Source organism: Mesorhizobium sp. M1D.F.Ca.ET.231.01.1.1 (assembly GCF_003999155.2).
Taxonomy (GTDB): domain Bacteria; phylum Pseudomonadota; class Alphaproteobacteria; order Rhizobiales; family Rhizobiaceae; genus Mesorhizobium.
The window spans coordinates 20,106-35,724 of the sequence record NZ_RZOZ02000012.1 but is presented as its reverse complement, the minus strand read 5'-3'; the positions used below and the strand labels follow the sequence as shown (position 1 = coordinate 35,724).

17 protein-coding genes are annotated in these 15,619 nt (G+C 65.5%); 12 read left to right on the top strand and 5 right to left on the bottom strand.

Features of this window, described 5'->3' with window-relative positions; genetic code table 11:
* Positions 1–63: 63 nt before the first annotated feature.
* Positions 64–486, bottom strand: coding sequence for a BA14K family protein (locus EN874_RS25940; protein WP_127427876.1), 423 nt, complete (start codon positions 484–486; stop codon positions 64–66).
* Between the two features lie 38 nt (positions 487–524).
* Positions 525–944 (bottom strand): EF-hand domain-containing protein, encoded by a 420-nt coding sequence (locus tag EN874_RS25935; protein WP_245513676.1) that lies wholly within the window; start codon positions 942–944, stop codon positions 525–527.
* A gap of 205 nt (positions 945–1,149) precedes the next feature.
* On the opposite strand from EN874_RS25935, the gene EN874_RS25930 reads away from it, so the two are divergent.
* From EN874_RS25930 to EN874_RS25920, 3 genes are read left to right on the top strand one after another with little or no spacing between them, the layout of a single operon-like run.
* Positions 1,150–1,587 carry an EF-hand domain-containing protein gene (locus EN874_RS25930; RefSeq protein ID WP_127427877.1) on the top strand — a complete coding sequence of 146 codons (438 nt, stop codon included), beginning with the start codon at positions 1,150–1,152 and terminating at the stop codon, positions 1,585–1,587.
* A gap of 39 nt (positions 1,588–1,626) precedes the next feature.
* Positions 1,627–2,010 carry a hypothetical protein gene (locus tag EN874_RS25925; RefSeq protein ID WP_127427878.1) on the top strand — a complete coding sequence of 128 codons (384 nt, stop codon included), beginning with the start codon at positions 1,627–1,629 and terminating at the stop codon, positions 2,008–2,010.
* A 45-nt stretch (positions 2,011–2,055) separates the two neighbouring features.
* The gene (locus EN874_RS25920; RefSeq protein ID WP_127427879.1) at positions 2,056–2,427 is read left to right on the top strand and encodes a hypothetical protein; all 372 of its coding nucleotides are present in this window, start codon (positions 2,056–2,058) and stop codon (positions 2,425–2,427) included.
* Positions 2,428–2,467: 40 nt separating this feature from the next.
* On the opposite strand, the gene EN874_RS25915 is transcribed toward EN874_RS25920, so the two are convergent.
* Positions 2,468–2,965, bottom strand: a complete 498-nt coding sequence (locus EN874_RS25915; protein WP_127427880.1) for an N-acetyltransferase — start codon at positions 2,963–2,965, stop codon at positions 2,468–2,470.
* A gap of 323 nt (positions 2,966–3,288) precedes the next feature.
* Here EN874_RS25915 and groL point away from each other — a divergent pair, with 323 nt between their 5' ends.
* From groL to EN874_RS34495, 9 genes are all read left to right on the top strand, one after another.
* Entirely contained in the window at positions 3,289–4,917 is a 1,629-nt protein-coding gene (groL, locus tag EN874_RS25910) for a chaperonin GroEL (protein WP_127427881.1), read from the top strand.
* A 153-nt stretch (positions 4,918–5,070) separates the two neighbouring features.
* Positions 5,071–5,295, top strand: a complete 225-nt coding sequence (locus tag EN874_RS25905; RefSeq protein ID WP_127427882.1) for a hypothetical protein — start codon at positions 5,071–5,073, stop codon at positions 5,293–5,295.
* Between the two features lie 244 nt (positions 5,296–5,539).
* Positions 5,540–8,023 (top strand): DNA ligase D, encoded by a 2,484-nt coding sequence (ligD, locus tag EN874_RS25895; RefSeq protein WP_127427883.1) that lies wholly within the window; start codon positions 5,540–5,542, stop codon positions 8,021–8,023.
* Between the two features lie 363 nt (positions 8,024–8,386).
* Entirely contained in the window at positions 8,387–9,298 is a 912-nt protein-coding gene (locus tag EN874_RS25885) for a Ku protein (protein ID WP_127427885.1), read from the top strand.
* An 11-nt stretch (positions 9,299–9,309) separates the two neighbouring features.
* Entirely contained in the window at positions 9,310–10,413 is a 1,104-nt protein-coding gene (locus tag EN874_RS25880) for a tetratricopeptide repeat protein (protein WP_127427886.1), read from the top strand.
* 238 nt (positions 10,414–10,651) lie between these two features.
* Positions 10,652–11,302 carry an alpha/beta fold hydrolase gene (locus EN874_RS25870; protein ID WP_127427888.1) on the top strand — a complete coding sequence of 217 codons (651 nt, stop codon included), beginning with the start codon at positions 10,652–10,654 and terminating at the stop codon, positions 11,300–11,302.
* 172 nt (positions 11,303–11,474) lie between these two features.
* Positions 11,475–12,251 carry an exodeoxyribonuclease III gene (locus tag EN874_RS25865; protein WP_127427889.1) on the top strand — a complete coding sequence of 259 codons (777 nt, stop codon included), beginning with the start codon at positions 11,475–11,477 and terminating at the stop codon, positions 12,249–12,251.
* Positions 12,252–12,379: 128 nt separating this feature from the next.
* The gene (locus tag EN874_RS34500) at positions 12,380–12,907 is read left to right on the top strand and encodes a hypothetical protein (RefSeq protein WP_245513675.1); all 528 of its coding nucleotides are present in this window, start codon (positions 12,380–12,382) and stop codon (positions 12,905–12,907) included.
* Positions 12,904–13,563 carry a hypothetical protein gene (locus EN874_RS34495; protein WP_245516193.1) on the top strand — a complete coding sequence of 220 codons (660 nt, stop codon included), beginning with the start codon at positions 12,904–12,906 and terminating at the stop codon, positions 13,561–13,563. The genes EN874_RS34500 and EN874_RS34495 overlap by 4 nt, the downstream gene beginning before the upstream one ends.
* 98 nt (positions 13,564–13,661) lie before the next feature.
* Here EN874_RS34495 and EN874_RS25855 read toward each other — a convergent pair whose 3' ends face one another.
* Positions 13,662–13,754: a putative RiPP precursor gene (locus EN874_RS25855; RefSeq protein WP_127417034.1), complete on the bottom strand. Its 93-nt coding sequence runs from the start codon at positions 13,752–13,754 to the stop codon at positions 13,662–13,664.
* Positions 13,755–14,670: 916 nt separating this feature from the next.
* Positions 14,671–15,540: a glutathione-dependent disulfide-bond oxidoreductase gene (yghU, locus tag EN874_RS25845; protein ID WP_127427891.1), complete on the bottom strand. Its 870-nt coding sequence runs from the start codon at positions 15,538–15,540 to the stop codon at positions 14,671–14,673.
* Between the last annotated feature and the right edge of the window lie 79 nt (positions 15,541–15,619).

Below are 15,619 nucleotides of genomic sequence, written 5' to 3'. Positions count from 1 at the left end.
TCCACTCCCTCGGACCCTGACGGAACCACCCGGATCGCCGCGCTCGGCGAACGGCCGCTCAACTCAGCTATAGGGCGACCAGCACTGCTGCCGGGGCCCTTCATAGGGCTGGTAGCTGTTGTCCCACGCGCGGAAGGAGACGTAGCGCTCCGAGCACCAGCGCACATGCGCGGCGGCCAGGCGCGCCGCCGGGAGGGGCGCCGGCGCGACCGTGGCCGCCGCGACGCCGGCCGCGAAGGCGGCGGCCGGGAACCAGTAGCCGTTGTAGTAGCGGTAGCCGGGCCGCACGCGCCAATAGCCCCGATAGCCGTTATAGTAGTAGACGCCGCCGACGGCATAGAAGCCGCGCCGGTACCAGACCGGCGTCGCCTGGCTGGTCACGGAAGGCGAGCCCGCGGCAGGCGCAATCGGCATGGCTTCGGCCGGTGCGGCCAGCGCCGCGGCGCCGAGCATGAAGCCGCAAAAAGCGGTGACTGTCCGGTTCATTGCTTACTCCTTCTGGGTTGATTCACATCTGGGTTGAATCACTGGGGCCGCATTGCCCGCATTTCGGCCATCGACAGCGCGCCGTCGCCATTGGTGTCCGCCTGCAGCAGCCGGTCCGGAATGAGGGTGGTGAATTCCCTCGCGCGAGATCCTGCCGTCGCCGTTGCGGTCCATGCGGCTGCCTCGTCCTGCAGGCCGGCGAAGCGGGCCGTCTGCAGGTCGCGCTTCGACTTGACCTGTTCGACCGCCGCTCGGACCTCGTCGGCGTCGAGCAGGCCGTTGTGGTTCAGGTCCATGCGATCGAACATCTGCGCCCGCATCGCCTGGATCTCGCTGAACTCGAGCTTGCGGTTGCCATTGGTGTCGATGCGCTGGAACAGCTCCCTGCCACCTCCGGCCGCCAGCGCGCTGTCCGCGCTCAAGAGCAGGCCGGCAAGGGCGATGATCGTCTTTCTCATGTCGGTCTCCGGTTGGGTCGGACAGCCCGCCGCGGACTTGTCCTTCAGCCGCCTTCTACGCAGCCGCTTGCCGGCGCCTACGCGACCCGCGCCGATTTTTTTGAAAGCACGGTCGGAAAAAATTTTGCAGCCGGCGTAGGGGCGGGGCGGTCCTTGCGTATTGGCCTGCAGTCGCCCCCTGCGACCCAACGAAAGGACCACCATCATGAGACAGTCATTCCTCCTTGCGGCCCTGCTTCTCGGGCTTGCGCCGCTCTCGTCCGCGCAGGCTCAGGATGCGCCACGGGCCCAGCGCTTCCTGCAGCACGTCGACACCAATGGTGACGGCGCAGTCACCAAGGACGAGATCATGGCCGCCCGCGAGCGCATGTTCAAAAGGCTCGACCGCAATGGCGACGGCGTCATCGACGAAAACGAGATCGAGACCGCCCGCCAGGCCATAGACGATCGTGCCTTGGCGGCCGAGGCGCGCCTCGGCAACCGCTGGCGGCGCATGGACAGGAACGGCGACGGCAAGGTCTCGCAGGACGAGTTCAGCACCAGCACACCCCTCTTCGACCTCGTCGACAGGAATGGCGACGGCAAGCTCTCGGCCGACGAGATCGCCGCCGTGCGCAAGCTGATCGCCGATCGCGCCAACTGAAGGGCGGCGTCACCCCCTCATCGAAACCAGGAACACGACATGATCTCTTCACGCAAGCTTCCGCTCATCTGCCTCGGCGCCATGGTCGTCTGGTCGGTCGCCTCGCCGGCCTCCGCCGAGGAATGGACACGCAAGACCGCGCATGGCGGCGAGATCAGCCGCAGCGTGACCCGCGACGGCAACGTCTACACCGGCTCGACCACGCGCACCGGTCCCAATGGCGGCACCTACACGTCCAGCTCCACCTGCAAGGCGGGCGTTGTTGACCGCTGTTCCAGAAGCTATTCTGGCGCCGGGCCGAACGGGCAGACCTTTTCGGGCCAACGCTACTCGGCGGCCGGGCCGTTCGGCGGCCGCTCGGTCGGCAGCTTTACGGGCCCGAACGGCAACACGGTCTACGGCTTCCGCCGCTGGCGCCGCTGACATGTCGAGCTCGTCGCCTCGATCCGCGCCTGCGGGCCGGACCATTTGCCGGATGGCGACCTCGTGCAGCGGCTCGATCTCGGTCGCTGGATCGACCGCCCGATCGCCGATTATTCGTTGGGCACGCGCGCCAAGATCGCCATTGTCGCGGCGCTGCTCGGCGCGCCGCCGCTCCTGATCTTCGACGAGACGCTCAACGGCCTCGATCCCGTCGCCGCCTTTGAGGTGAAGCGCGTCATCGTTTCGCCGCCGCAAGCGGCCGTCACGCCGTCATCGTCTCGACCCATGTGGTGGAGGCGGTGCCGGCGCTCTGCAACCGCGCCGTGCTGCTTGCCGAAGGCCGCATCGGCCGCGCCTGGGATGCGCGGCAACTGGCCGAAGCCTCGGGCTCGCCCGGCGCGTTCGAGGAAAGTGTGATGCAAACGCTGCGGCTGCGGACCGCCGCCTGACCGGCCGTCTACGCCATCGGCAGCAGCCGGCGCATGATCAGAGAGGCGTGGCCGCCGACGCCATGAGCGGCCGGCCGGCGCTCGGCCACTTCGAAGCCGTGCTTGCGGTAGAAGGCGATCGCCCGATCGTTGCCCTCGATCACCTCCAGCGCGATCGAAGGAATGCCGGCATGAGCGGCAAGCACCGCGTGCAGCAGGTCGACGGCGAGGCCGCTGCCGAACTCCTGCGGCTCAATATGCAGCCGGTTGAGCGTGACGTCGCCTTTTTCGTCCATCGCCGCCATCGCATAGCCGGCGATCGAGCCGTCCGTTCGCTCGGCGACGAACGACATCTTGTTCTCGTCGGCGAGTTCTTCGGCCAGCCTGTCCGGTGCATGTCTCTCATCGGAGAGCCGGGCCGTGTTTTCCTCACCCAGGATCGGCGCATAGGTCCGCCGCCAAGACCCTCCTAGCAGTCGCGAGACAGCCGCCAGATCGTCGTTCGTCATCGCCCGGATGTGGACCATTGCCATCTCCCTCATTCGCCGGCGCAACGTGACGCGGCCCACTACCGCAGCCCGCACGCCTGCCTGGCAAGGCCGCCGGCCCAGGCTCCTTTGAACGGACTGACGGGGCGAAGTGTTCCGATGCTGCGTTGCACAGGTTCCGGCGGCGAGAAGAAAAGCCGCTGTCTCCGCTTCTGCTATCTCGAATAAGCTCATGATTACAGCGCGTTGAAGCGGGCTGTATGCCGAAAATTTCCGGCCGCCACCCTTGAAACCTCTTCGCGCCAGACTAGTTGCGATAGGCGCGCGAGGCCTGGCTTGAGAGCTTCGCTGAGGGAGGTTCCATGGCTGCCAAGGAAGTGAAATTCCACACCGAGGCCCGCGACAAGATGTTGCGCGGCGTCGATATCCTGGCCGACGCGGTGAAGGTGACGCTCGGCCCTAAGGGCCGCAATGTCGTCATCGACAAGTCGTTCGGCGCGCCGCGCATCACCAAGGACGGCGTGACCGTGGCGAAGGAAATCGAACTGGTGGACAAGTTCGAGAACATGGGCGCGCAGATGGTGCGCGAGGTGGCGTCGAAGACCAGCGACGTTGCCGGTGACGGCACCACCACCGCCACGGTCCTCGCCCAGACGATCGTCAGGGAAGGGGCGAAGGCCGTTGCCGCCGGCATGAACCCGATGGATTTGAAGCGCGGCATCGACAGGGCCGTGGAAGTGATCGTCGCCGATCTCAAGGCCAATGCCCGCAAGGTGACCAAGAACGACGAGATCGCCCAAGTCGGCACAATCTCGGCCAATGGCGACGCCGAGATCGGCCGCTTCCTGGCCGAAGCGATGCAGAAGGTCGGCAATGAAGGCGTCATCACGGTCGAGGAGGCCAAGACCGCCGAGACCGAGCTCGAGGTGGTCGAGGGCATGCAGTTCGACCGTGGCTATCTCTCACCTTACTTCATCACCAACCAGGACAAGATGCGCGCCGATCTCGAGGAGCCCTATCTGCTGATCCACGAGAAGAAGCTGTCCAATCTGCAGGCGCTGCTGCCGATCCTGGAGGCGGTGGTGCAGTCGGCGAAGCCGCTTCTGATCATCGCCGAGGATGTCGAAGGCGAGGCCCTGGCGACGCTGGTCGTCAACAAGCTGCGCGGTGGGCTGAAGGTCGCCGCCGTCAAGGCTCCGGGCTTCGGCGACCGCCGCAAGGCCATGCTGGAAGACATCGCCATCCTCACCGGTGGCCAGGTCATCTCCGAGGATCTCGGCATCAAGCTCGAGAATGTCGCGCTCGACATGCTCGGCCGCGCGCGGCGGATCACTGTCGAGAAGGAGGCCACCACTATCGTCGACGGCGCCGGCGGGAAGGAGGAGATCCAGGGCCGCGTCGCCCAGATCAGGCAGCAGATCGACGAAACCACCTCCGACTACGATCGCGAGAAGCTGCAGGAACGGCTGGCCAAGCTCGCCGGGGGCGTCGCAGTCATCCGCGTCGGCGGCTCGACCGAGGTCGAGGTCCGGGAGCGCAAGGATCGTGTCGACGACGCGCTGCACGCCACCCGCGCCGCGGTCGAGGAAGGCATCCTGCCGGGCGGCGGCGTGGCGTTGCTGAGAGCCGCAAAGGCTCTCGACGCTGCCGCCGCCGACAATCCCGATCAGAAGACCGGTATCGAGATCGTGCGCCGCGCGCTGGAAACACCGGTGCGCCAGATCGCCGAGAACGCGGGCGCCGAAGGCTCGATCATCGTCGGCAGGCTGCGCGAGAACGGGCAGTTCTCTTTCGGCTGGAACGCCCAGACCGGCGATTACGGCGATCTCTACAGCCAAGGCGTCATCGATCCCGCCAAGGTGGTGCGCACCGCGCTGCAGGATGCCGCCTCCATCGCCGGGCTTCTGGTCACCACCGAGGCGATGGTGGCGGAAAAGCCGAAGAAGGAGGGCGCCCCCTCGATGCCTCCGGGGGCGGGAATGGACTACTAGCGCAGTGGCCATGGCTGGCGAAGCGCGATGCTTCGCCAGCTGTCGATGTTGCAGGGGCGATCGCCGCCAACTGCGCCAAATTGACTCACTCGCCGCTCTCCGCCATCCTTACAAGCGCCGACCTTTGAGCGGCAGCGTATACAGAGTGAGGCCATGGCCAGTCCCGCCGCCAGAGAAAATTCCCGCCGCGCCGCGGTGAAGAAGGCGCTCGACCGTCACAAAGTCTATGTCACCGCGCAGAGCTTTTCCGGCGGCACCTACAGCGCCCGCGTGCTGGTCGACGGCGAGGCCTATTGGGTCGACGAGTTCCGGCTTTCGCAGCTGAGGCAAGGGCTTTCGCCAGCCGAGCTGGAACTGACGCCGGCTGCCGACGATTGAGCATTCGAGGATGACGACTGAGAGGCTGGCGGGACAGCGCCCCCCTCTGTCCTGCCGGACATCTCCCCCAGGAGGGGGGAGAGCAGCTTCGTCGTCGGCGCTTTTCCTGCAACGTCGGCGATTGGCGAACACCCGCGCGACATCCAATTTCCCCCCAAGTGGGGGAGATATCCGGCAGGACAGAGGGGGGCGCGAAGGAACTCGGCCTTCGCCTTTTTCTATTCCGTCCTTCTGCAACTAACCCATGCCAGGCCCCGCCAAACTCAAGACCTACCGCGCCAAGCGCGAATTTAGCCGCACGCCGGAGCCCGCCGGCGGGCCAGCGGTCGGCGGCGGCAACCGCTTCGTCGTCCACAAGCACCACGCCACGGCCGACCATTACGACCTGCGCCTAGAGGTGGGGGGCGTGCTGAAAAGCTGGGCGGTGCCGCGCGGGCCCTCGCTCAACCCGGCCGACAAGCGCCTCGCCGTCGAGACGGAGGATCATCCGATCGAATATATCGACTTCGAGGGCGTCATTCCCGAGGGCGAGTATGGCGGCGGGCCGATGATCGTCTGGGACACCGGCACCTGGGCGCCGATGGAGGATGTCGAAAAGAGCCTCAGGACCGGCGCCTTCAAATTCCGGCTGGCCGGCGAGAAGCTCAATGGCGGCTGGATGCTCACCAGGCTGAAGCCCAAGCCCGGCGAGGACGAGAACAAGAAGAACTGGCTCCTGTTCAAGGAGCGCGACCTCGCCTCCGACACCAGTCTCGACATCCTCGAGGCGCGTCCGGAAAGCGTGAAGTCGGGTCGCCGCATCGAGCAGCTGATCGCCGAAAAGAAGCCGCGGCGCCTGCCGCCAAAGCCGGGCTCGCTGCCCGGCGCGGTGAAGGGCGAGCCGCCAAGCCGCATCGAGCCGCAACTCGCCGCCCAGGTGCCGAAGCCCCCGGGTAGCGACGATCCCGCGGAGCGCACCGGCGAGCTCTGGCTGCACGAGATCAAATTCGACGGCTACCGCACCATGGCGCATGTCGTCGACGGCGAGGTTCGGCTGATCACCCGCGGCGGCATCGACTGGACGAAGCGCTACGGCGATCTGCCACAGGCCTTCGCCCGGTTGCCGGTCAGCCAGGCGATCATCGACGGCGAGATCATGGTGCTCGACGACAAGGGCATTTCCCGCTTCGCGCTGCTGCAGGATGCGCTTGCGGAGGGCGCCGGCACCAAGTTGCATTTCTACGCCTTCGACCTATTGCATCTGGATGGCTGGGACTTGCGCAAGGTGCCTTTGCAGAAGCGTAAGGCGCTGCTTACCGAGCTGCTCGCCGACCAGGCCGCCAACTCCGCCATCCAGTTCAGCGACCATGTCGAGGGCGACGGGCAGGGGCTCTACGATCAGGCCTCGGAACTTGGGCTGGAAGGCGTCGTCTCCAAGCGCGCCGACGCCATCTACCAGAGCGGCCGCACCAAGAGCTGGACCAAGGTGAAGGCGCAGAAGACCGAAGATTTCGTCATCGCCGGCTACACCGTCTCCGACCGGGCGGAAGGGCTGGCGGCGCTCGGCATGGCCGAGTTCGAGAACGGCGAACTGCATTATCGCGGCAAGGTCGGCACCGGCTTCGACCGTGACATGGCGACGGACCTGCTTGCCCGGCTGGAGCGGCTGACCGCCGGCGCCACGCCGCCCGAGGGCGCGCCGCGCGAGATCATGCGCGAGATGCATTGGGTGAAGCCGCTGCTGTCGGCCCGCATCCGCTATTCCAACCGCACCGCCGACAATGCGATCCGCCATGGCGTGTTTCGCGGCTTGCGCGATGTCGGCGGGCTAACGACGCCGGTGCCGGTCAAGCGCAAGCGGCTGATCGCGGAGTCCGACCTCGCCACCATCTGGGTCACCAATCCGGACCGCCGCCTGTTCGGCAGGACCGGGCCGACCAAGCTCGACATCGCCGTCTATTACGCGCTGGTCGGCGATTTCATGCTGCCGCACATCATCGGCCGCCCGGTGTCTCTGGTGCGCTGCCCGACCGGCAAGCCGCAGGACTGCTTCTTCCAGCGGCATGCCTTCACCGGCATGCCGCCTTCGGTGGCGGTGTTCGAGTCGACCAATTCGGAGGGTGAGACCAAGACCTATCTCTCGGTCGAGGATGCCAAGGGCTATCTGGCGCTGGCGCAGTTCGGCGTCGTCGAGTTCCACACCTGGGGCACGCACCGCACCAAACTCGACAAGCCCGACCAGATCGTCTTCGACCTCGACCCGGGCGAGGGGATTTCGTGGCGCGAAGTGGTCGAGGCAGCGGTTCACATCAAGGCCGGCCTGGAAGGCCTGGGCCTAGTGCCCTTCGCGAAAACCTCCGGCGGCAAGGGCATCCACATCACCGTGCCGGTGACGCGCAAGCAGAACTGGAAGAAGCTGCACCAGGCGTCGAGCGCCATCTCGACCTATCTTGCCTCCACCGCGCCCGACACGTTTGTCACCACCATGGGCAAGGAAAACCGCAAGAAGCGCATCTTCATCGACTTCCACCGCAACGCCCGCGGCCACACCTCCGCCGCTCCCTATTCGCTGCGGGCCCGCACCAACCTGCCGGCCTCGACCCCGGTGAGCTGGACCGATCTCGAGACGATCGACGCGCCGGAGGATCTGAACTACGCCTCGCTGCCAGGATTGCTGGAGACCTCGGGCGATCCGTGGGCCGAGATCGATGAGGCGGCGAGGGATCTGCCGGTGATGGAGGGGAGGTAGGGGCCGGTGAAGGGTGGCGCGGCCACTTCGCCTTCGTCATCCTAGGGTCTGCGCGCGTCGCTTCGCTCCTTGCTCCGCCCTAGGATGACGAAGCATTAAAGGCTTTCGGCAACTCGCCAGCCTCTCAGTTCCATCTCCATCGACGCTTCCTACAATTTGAATTATCCTCCCCGCCCAGCCCCGCAAAAGACTTCGCTAGGGATTTGCCGGTATCATGAGGGGTCGGTGTAGGATTTCCATGGCGCCAACCGTCCTTGAGCGGGAAGCGCTGCAGAGAGCATGATCCCAAAAAGTGGGAACCGGTTTTTGGACAAGATCATGCTCAAGCCAGAATGTCAGTGCATGGCCGCGTAGGAGTTCATCATGGCGCCCAGGGCAAGTTGGAAAGGTTACCTCAAGCTCAGCCTCGTCAGCTGTCCGGTCCGGCTCTATCCGGCCACCAGCGCGAGCGAGCGCATCTCGTTCAATCAGCTGCACAAGAAGACGCATAACCGCATCAACATGAAGCCGGTCGATCCCGAGCTCGGCCTGGTCGAGCGCTCGGACCTAGTGCGCGGCTACGAATACGAGGACAAGCAGTACATCATCATCGACGACGCCGACCTCGATGCGGTCAGGATCGAATCCAACCACACGATGAACATCGAGGCCTTCGTCGACGAGGGCGAAGTCGACGTGATCTACCAGGATTCGCCCTATTACCTCGCGCCCGACGGCGCCATGGCGGAGGAGACCTTTGCGGTGCTGCGCGAGGCGATGCGCAAATCCGGCAAGCTCGCCATCGCGCGGCTGGTGCTTTCCAGCCGCGAGCGCGTGGTGACGATCGGCGCGCGCGAGAACGGCATGTTCGTCTGCACCTTGAGGAACCCCAACGAAGTGCGCGGCACGACTGAATATTTCGGCAACATCCCGGCCGGCAAGCCGGACCCGGAAATGCTCGACCTCGCCCAGGCGCTGATCAAGCAGAAGGAAACCCATTTCGACCCGAAGAACTATGAGGATCGCTATGAAGTGGCGCTGATGGCCATGATCCGCGAGAAGCTGAAGGGCCACAAGCCGATCATCGCGGCCGCACCCGAGCGCGGCAACGTCATCAACCTGATGGATGCGCTGAAGGCGAGCCTGTCGCAGCAGGCGAAGCCTCCTGCCAAGTCGAAGAGCAAGGCCGAGGAAGCGCCCGCGAAACCCGCCAAAAAGGCGGCCGCCGGCGGCGGCGCGCCTGAGAACCCGCTGAAGGCGAACCTGTTGAAGGCCGTCGGCAAGAGCAAGAAGTGACCGGAGGGCCGGTGATCGTTCCCGGCGCCGTCTTCGGCGTCGTCGGCGCGCTGGCCGCCTTTCCGTTGCGCCTCGCCGCGCGCGAGGTCGAGCGCCGCCATGCCGAGCTGAGGCGCGGCGTCACGCGGCGCACCACCCATGTCGTGTTCGGTCGTGCGCTTCTCGCCAAGGCGGGACTGACGAAGTTCGGCGACGCCGAGATCGAGCGCCGCGTGAAAGCCGAGCGCGACGCCGGGCGTGCGCTGATCAGCGAGAACGGCTTTTTGCGCCTGCTCGGCCTGATGAAGGCGCCGGAGGCCTCGTCGCTGTCGAGGCAGTCGCTCGTCGACCAGTCGCGCCTTGCCGGCGACGACCTCGACATGCTGTCGCTGTTCGACGCCTTCGAGCATGACGGCGAGCCCTATTCCTTCCGCGATCTTATCCTCGCTCGCAAATACGCCGGGTTGATTGCCAGCGGCGCCACCTGGGGCGCGATCGCCCGCTCCGTCCATCGCTCCGGCCCGGTCGCCTCGCTCACCGCCAAGTCGCTCAACCTCGGCTCGCAGCATGGCCGCCCGGACGCGATCTATCTCGACGAGGGGACGAGCGAGCTCGACGGCCAGTTGCTGTTCGACCTCGGGTCTTCGGAAGACGACACGCTGGAGGAACTCTTCGCCGAGGCCGAAGCCGCGGAAGAGGAGGGGCGCCACGACGATGCGGCCGCGCTATACCAGCGCTGCCTCGCGATCGACCCAAAGGACGCCATTGCCGCCTTCAACCGCGCCAACTGCCTGCGCGGCGCCGGCCGCGTGGCGGAAGCCGCGCACGACTATGCCCGCGCGATCAAGCTCGATCCCGGCTTCGTCGAAGCCTGGTTCAACCTTGCCGGCCTGATGAGCGACGAGGGCAAGGTTGCCTCGGCTCGCCGTCATCTGCAGAAGGCGACCGCGCTCGACAAGACCTATGCCGACCCGGTGTTCAACCTCGCCCGGCTGGAATTCGACGCCGGCAATCTTGCCGAGGCCCGCCGGCTGTGGGTGCGGTATCTTGAGCTCGACGCTGAGTCCGAATGGGCAAGGTTGGCGCGGAAGGGCGTACAGTTCGTGGATCTGCATATGGCGCGGACAGCGGGATGACGATGATTGGCGAAGGCCGTCGCGACAGCCAATCTCCCCCCTTGTGGGGGAGATGTCCGGCAGGACAGAGGGGGGCGCTGTCCCGCCAGCCTCTCAGCGGCTCGCGGCGGCGACCTCTAAGTTTTTCGGTTTGTAAGAGTCGAAGTCGGCGTTCCTTCGCGCCCCCCTCTGGCCTGCCGGCCATCTCCCCCACAAGGGGGGAGATCAGCAGCTTCGCCGTCGCGCCGAGCACAGCCCCATGACCCACCTCCTCTTCGACGGCCCCGATACCGCCCCCGTCATCATCCTGCTCGCGCACGGCGCCGGGGCGCCGATGGACTCGGCCTCGATGGCCGCCACGGCCAAGGCGCTCGCCGCGGCCGGCTTCCGTGTCGCGCGCTTCGAGTTCCACTACATGGCGGCGCGCCGCTACGGCCATCGCAAGCCGCCGCCGCGCGCCGAGACGGTGAACCCGGAATATGTGAAGGCGATCGCCGATCTTCGCGCCAGGGGCGTGACCGGCAAGCTCATCATCGGCGGCAAGTCGATGGGCGGCCGCGTCGCTTCCATGGTCGCCGACGAGATGTTTGAAAAAGGCGAGATCGCCGGCCTGGTTTGCCTCGGTTATCCGTTCCATCCGCCGGGCAAGCCGGAGCAATTGCGCACAAAGCATCTCATCGACCTCAAGACGCCGACGCTGATCTTCCAGGGCACGCGCGACGAGTTCGGCACGAAGGACGAGGTCGCGACCTACGGCCTCTCCGACGCCATCCAACTGGTCTGGCTGGAAGATGGCGACCACGACCTGAAACCGCGCAAGGCGGTGTCGGGGTTTTCGACGGCGGATCACCTGAAGACGGTGGCGGATACGATTAAGGCGTGGATAGGGCCATCGACTTCGTCATCCTAGGGCGGAGCAAGGAGCGAAGCGACGCGCGTAGACCCTAGGATCCATTCCGTGACGCTAAGGCGTTGCAACGGTTCAGAATTCTGCCTCGCCGCGTTCCACGGCGAGGGGCACGGCATGGATCCTCGGGTCAAGCCCGAGGATGACGAAGCGAGGGCGCCTTCGGCATCCAAAAATGAAACTCGCCAGCTTCAACATCAACAACATCAACAGCCGGCTGGAAAACCTTCTGGCCTGGCTTGCCCGCGCCAAGCCTGATGTCGTCTGCCTGCAGGAGCTCAAGGCGCGCGACACCCAGTTTCCGCTGACCAGGCTGGCGAATGCCGGTTACGGCGCGGTGTGGAAGGGCGAGCCGACCTGGAACGGCGTTGCCATACTGGCTCGCGGCGCCGAGCCGGTGCTGACGCGCGACGCGCTTCCCGGCGACGATGCCGACCGCCAGGCGCGCTACATCGAGGCGGCGGTCGACGGCGTCGTCATTGCCTGCCTCTACGCGCCCAACGGCAACCCGCAGCCGGGGCCGAAACTCGATTACAAGCTCGCCTGGCACGAGCGCTTCGCCACGCATGCCGGGCAACTCCTCGACACCGGCCTGCCGGTGGTGCTTGCCGGCGACTACAACATCGTGCCCGAGCCGCGCGACATCTACCAAACCCGCTCCTATGACGACAACGCGCTGGTGCAGCCTGAAAGCCGCGCCGCTTTCGCCTCGCTGATCGAGCAGGGCTGGACGGATGCGCTGCGCAAAACGTTCCCGAAGGAAGAGAAGCTCTACACCTTCTGGGACTACCGCCGAAACCGCTGGCCGCGCGACGCTGGCCTCAGGCTCGACCACATCCTGCTGCCGAAGAAGCTGGCGCGAAAGCTGAAGGCGGCCGGCATCGATCGCGATGTGCGAGGCCAGGACAATGCCAGCGACCACGCGCCGGTGTGGGTAGAGCTGGCGACCTGACCTTCTCCGCTTGTGGGAGCAGGAGGGTGCTGTCTGTCCAGCCGCTTTGCAGCAAGCTAGGTTGCATCAGAACAACCAAGGATCGTCGCCTTTGCTGACCATCAACCCTACAGCCCGCGACCCTCGCCATGGCTGACAACGCCCTCGTCCTCTTCATCTGCGCCTTTGTCCTCGCCGGCGCCGTAGCGCTCATCGCGCTCGCCCTGCGCTGGCGGCGCAAGCGCCGCAGGGCTCGCGGCAATCCCAATCCGGCCGGCGACTATGCGCCGCGCACCGCGTGGGGCCCGACATCCGGCAAGCTGAACTTCTCCTCCTTCGTCTTCATGGATGTCGACGGCGACGGAACCTATGGCCTGACCGACCGCCCGATGGCTGGCGTCGCGGTGCGGCTGTTCGACGAGCAGGGCCGCTTTATTGCCGCGGTGCGAAGCAATGCTGCCGGCTTTGCCAATTTCCCGATGTCGTCGAAGCGGCGCAGCGCTGCGATCCGCACGCCCGGAACCTACCGCTTTTCCGTCTCAGTGCCGCCGGGCTGGCGCGCTAGCGGCGCTAACGAGAACCAGCTGGTGCGCTTGATGGACTCGCGCGGCTCGCTCGTGGGCATGGCCGGGGAGGGACTGCCTAGGCCGTCGGGCTCACGCCCGCGCGCATGGTGAGCGGCAGGACGCCGGCCGCAGCGACGCTATCGGTGATGGGCAAGGGCCGGCTGCTCGACAGCCGGCCGCTCGGCCCGGGCGAGGCCTTCCATTTCCCTCTCGCCGTCGAGGCCGATCAAGTCGTGATTGCCGGCGGCGGGCTCGACCGGCGCCTCGCGCTCTCGGCCTATCCGGTCGAGCTCGGCTTGCTTGCGCCCGGGGCGCTCGAGCCCGATGCGCCGCTCAGCGCCATCGCCTTCGACGATGTAACCACGCGCGGCCTATGCAAGATTCCGTCGGGCCATGCCGGGCTGGACTGGTACAATCTCAACGCCATGTCGCGCGACCACACCAAGAACAGCCAGGGCTACGTCAACGGCAACGTCTCGGGCGCCTACATCGCCTATACCAGCAGCGGCCATCCGGCCGAGCTCGGCCGCGCGGCGCCCTTCGGCTTCCATTCGGTGATGCTGACTGCCGCGTGGCTGCGCTCACAGGGCGAGACCGCCCTGGTCGAAAGCTGGCTGGGGGACGAGCTGGTCGCGCGCGACGAGGTCGCGCTGTCGGCGCTGGCGCCGGTTCACTACGCGCCGATGCTGAAAGCGGTGACGCGTGTACGCCTGTCGACGAAGCATCACTGGCAGATGGTGCTTGATGATCTGGTGCTGTCGCTCTGACGCATGCCGGCCAAGCGCGGCAGCTTCGGGGCAAACGACACAGGTCAGGCAAGCGCTATGGTGCGCCGCCTCAATGTCGGTGCGGGGCGCTTTGGTACTCAGATCGTAACGGGCGAAGCGGCGCCGTTAGCGGTGATCGCCGAAAGCCTATCCTTCTTGAGCAGGGTCGGCCTCTCATAGGTTTTCTTCATGGCTGAGTTTCCCTGAATCCCTCTTCGGATCAGGTTGAACCGTTTGTGACTGGAGCCGACGGTCCCGCCGTGATCCTGGAAAGCTTGCCTTTGCGGACAAAACTGGGCTTCTCGTAGGTCTTCTTCATAGTTGGATTCCCCCTCAAATGGGTCAGGCTATCCACCGACACCGGAATAACAGCGCTACAAATCGGTGAGGAAGACTGGTGCCTTGGACAGCGGGATCAAGCCCATAAGGTTGTGTGGGATCAACCCGGGATCACGGTCGACGCAACCGCGGTGATCGTCGAAAGCTTGCCTTTGCGGACGAGGACAGGCCTCTCATAAATCTTCTTCATGCCAATGCTCTCCTAAAAATCCCCGCTGGATAATGTCACATGCGCGTTTCCTGTCAACCAAGGCAGGTGGTAGAGCTTTTTATTCTTGGGGAGTGTGGCTTTTTGCTCACGCGGTCGGCACTTATGGCGCGAAAGACATGGCGCGGCCGTCTCGGGCGTCGGATATTGGTTCGCCAGTCGAGTAAAGTCGAAAATGTCCACCGCGGCCGGATGGAGAAGACACGCCGGTCGAAGGCGCATTTAACTTTCCTCGTGTGATGTCTTGCACTTAGCCCCGGCAAAAAGCCCGGCTAGGGTGGCTGATGCGCTTCCCGCTGCCCGATTGGGAAGGCGCTGGGGGCGCTGATGAAAAGATCGACCGACAGGGCTGCTGGCGCTGGGGATGCTCATCGTCGGCTTCGCCTGCTTTGCCAAGCTCTATCAGGCACTGGGCGGCGAACCTCCCGCCACGACGAGCGCCGAGATATTCGGCGTGGCGGGCGCGCTTTCGTTCGCGGAATAGGCGAGACGTGGGAGGTTGGCGAAAGCGGCTGAGCGCCTGATCTCCCACCTTGCGGCCCTTGCGGGGCAGATTGCCTTCACTCCGCCGCTTGCAGCTTGTCCTGCGTCTTCGTCTCGAAGTCGCTGGCGTCGTGGCGTTCGTGCAGTTGGTAGGCCGGGTCGCCGGAGAGGCGGTTGACCATGCGGCCGCGCTTCACCGCCGGCCTGGCGTCGATCGCGTCGGCCCAGCGCTGCACGTGCTTGTACTCGTGCACGGAGAGGAACTGCGCGGCATCATTGTAGCTGCGGCCCTTGGCGAGCCCGCCATACCAGGGCCAGACCGCCATGTCGGCGATGGTGTAGTCGGGCCCGGCAAGGTATTCGCTCTCGGCGAGTCGCCGGTCCAGCACGTCCATCTGCCGCTTGGTCTCCATGGCGAAGCGGTCGATGGCGTATTCGATCTTTTCCGGCGCATAGGCGTAGAAATGGCCGAAGCCGCCTCCGAGATACGGCGCCGAGCCCATCTGCCAGAACAGCCAGGAGAAGGTTTCCGCGCGAGCGGCACGCTCCGCCGGCAGGAATTCGCCGAACTTTTCCGCCAGATAGGTGAGGATCGAGCCGGATTCGAACACCCGCACCGGGTTCGGCTCGCTGCGGTCCATCAGCGCCGGGATCTTGGAGTTCGGGTTGACCTCGACGAAGCCTGAGCCGAACTGGTCGCCGTCATTGATGCGGATCAGCCAGGCGTCGTATTCGGCGCCCTTATGGCCGCGCGCCAGAAGCTCCTCCAGCATGATCGTGACCTTCTGGCCGTTGGGCGTGGCCAGCGAATAGAGCTGCAGCGGATGCTTGCCGACAGGAAGCTCCTTCTCGTGTGTCGGTCCGGCGACCGGCCGGTTGATCGAGGCGAAAGCGCCGCCGTTCGGCTTGTTCCAGGTCCAGACTTTAGGCGGGGTGTACTGGTTCATCTTGCGGGTTCCTGCGGGCGGATGCGGGTTGGTTGGGCATAGACTTAGGTGCGACCACGCGTCCGTCAAAGAAAAAAGT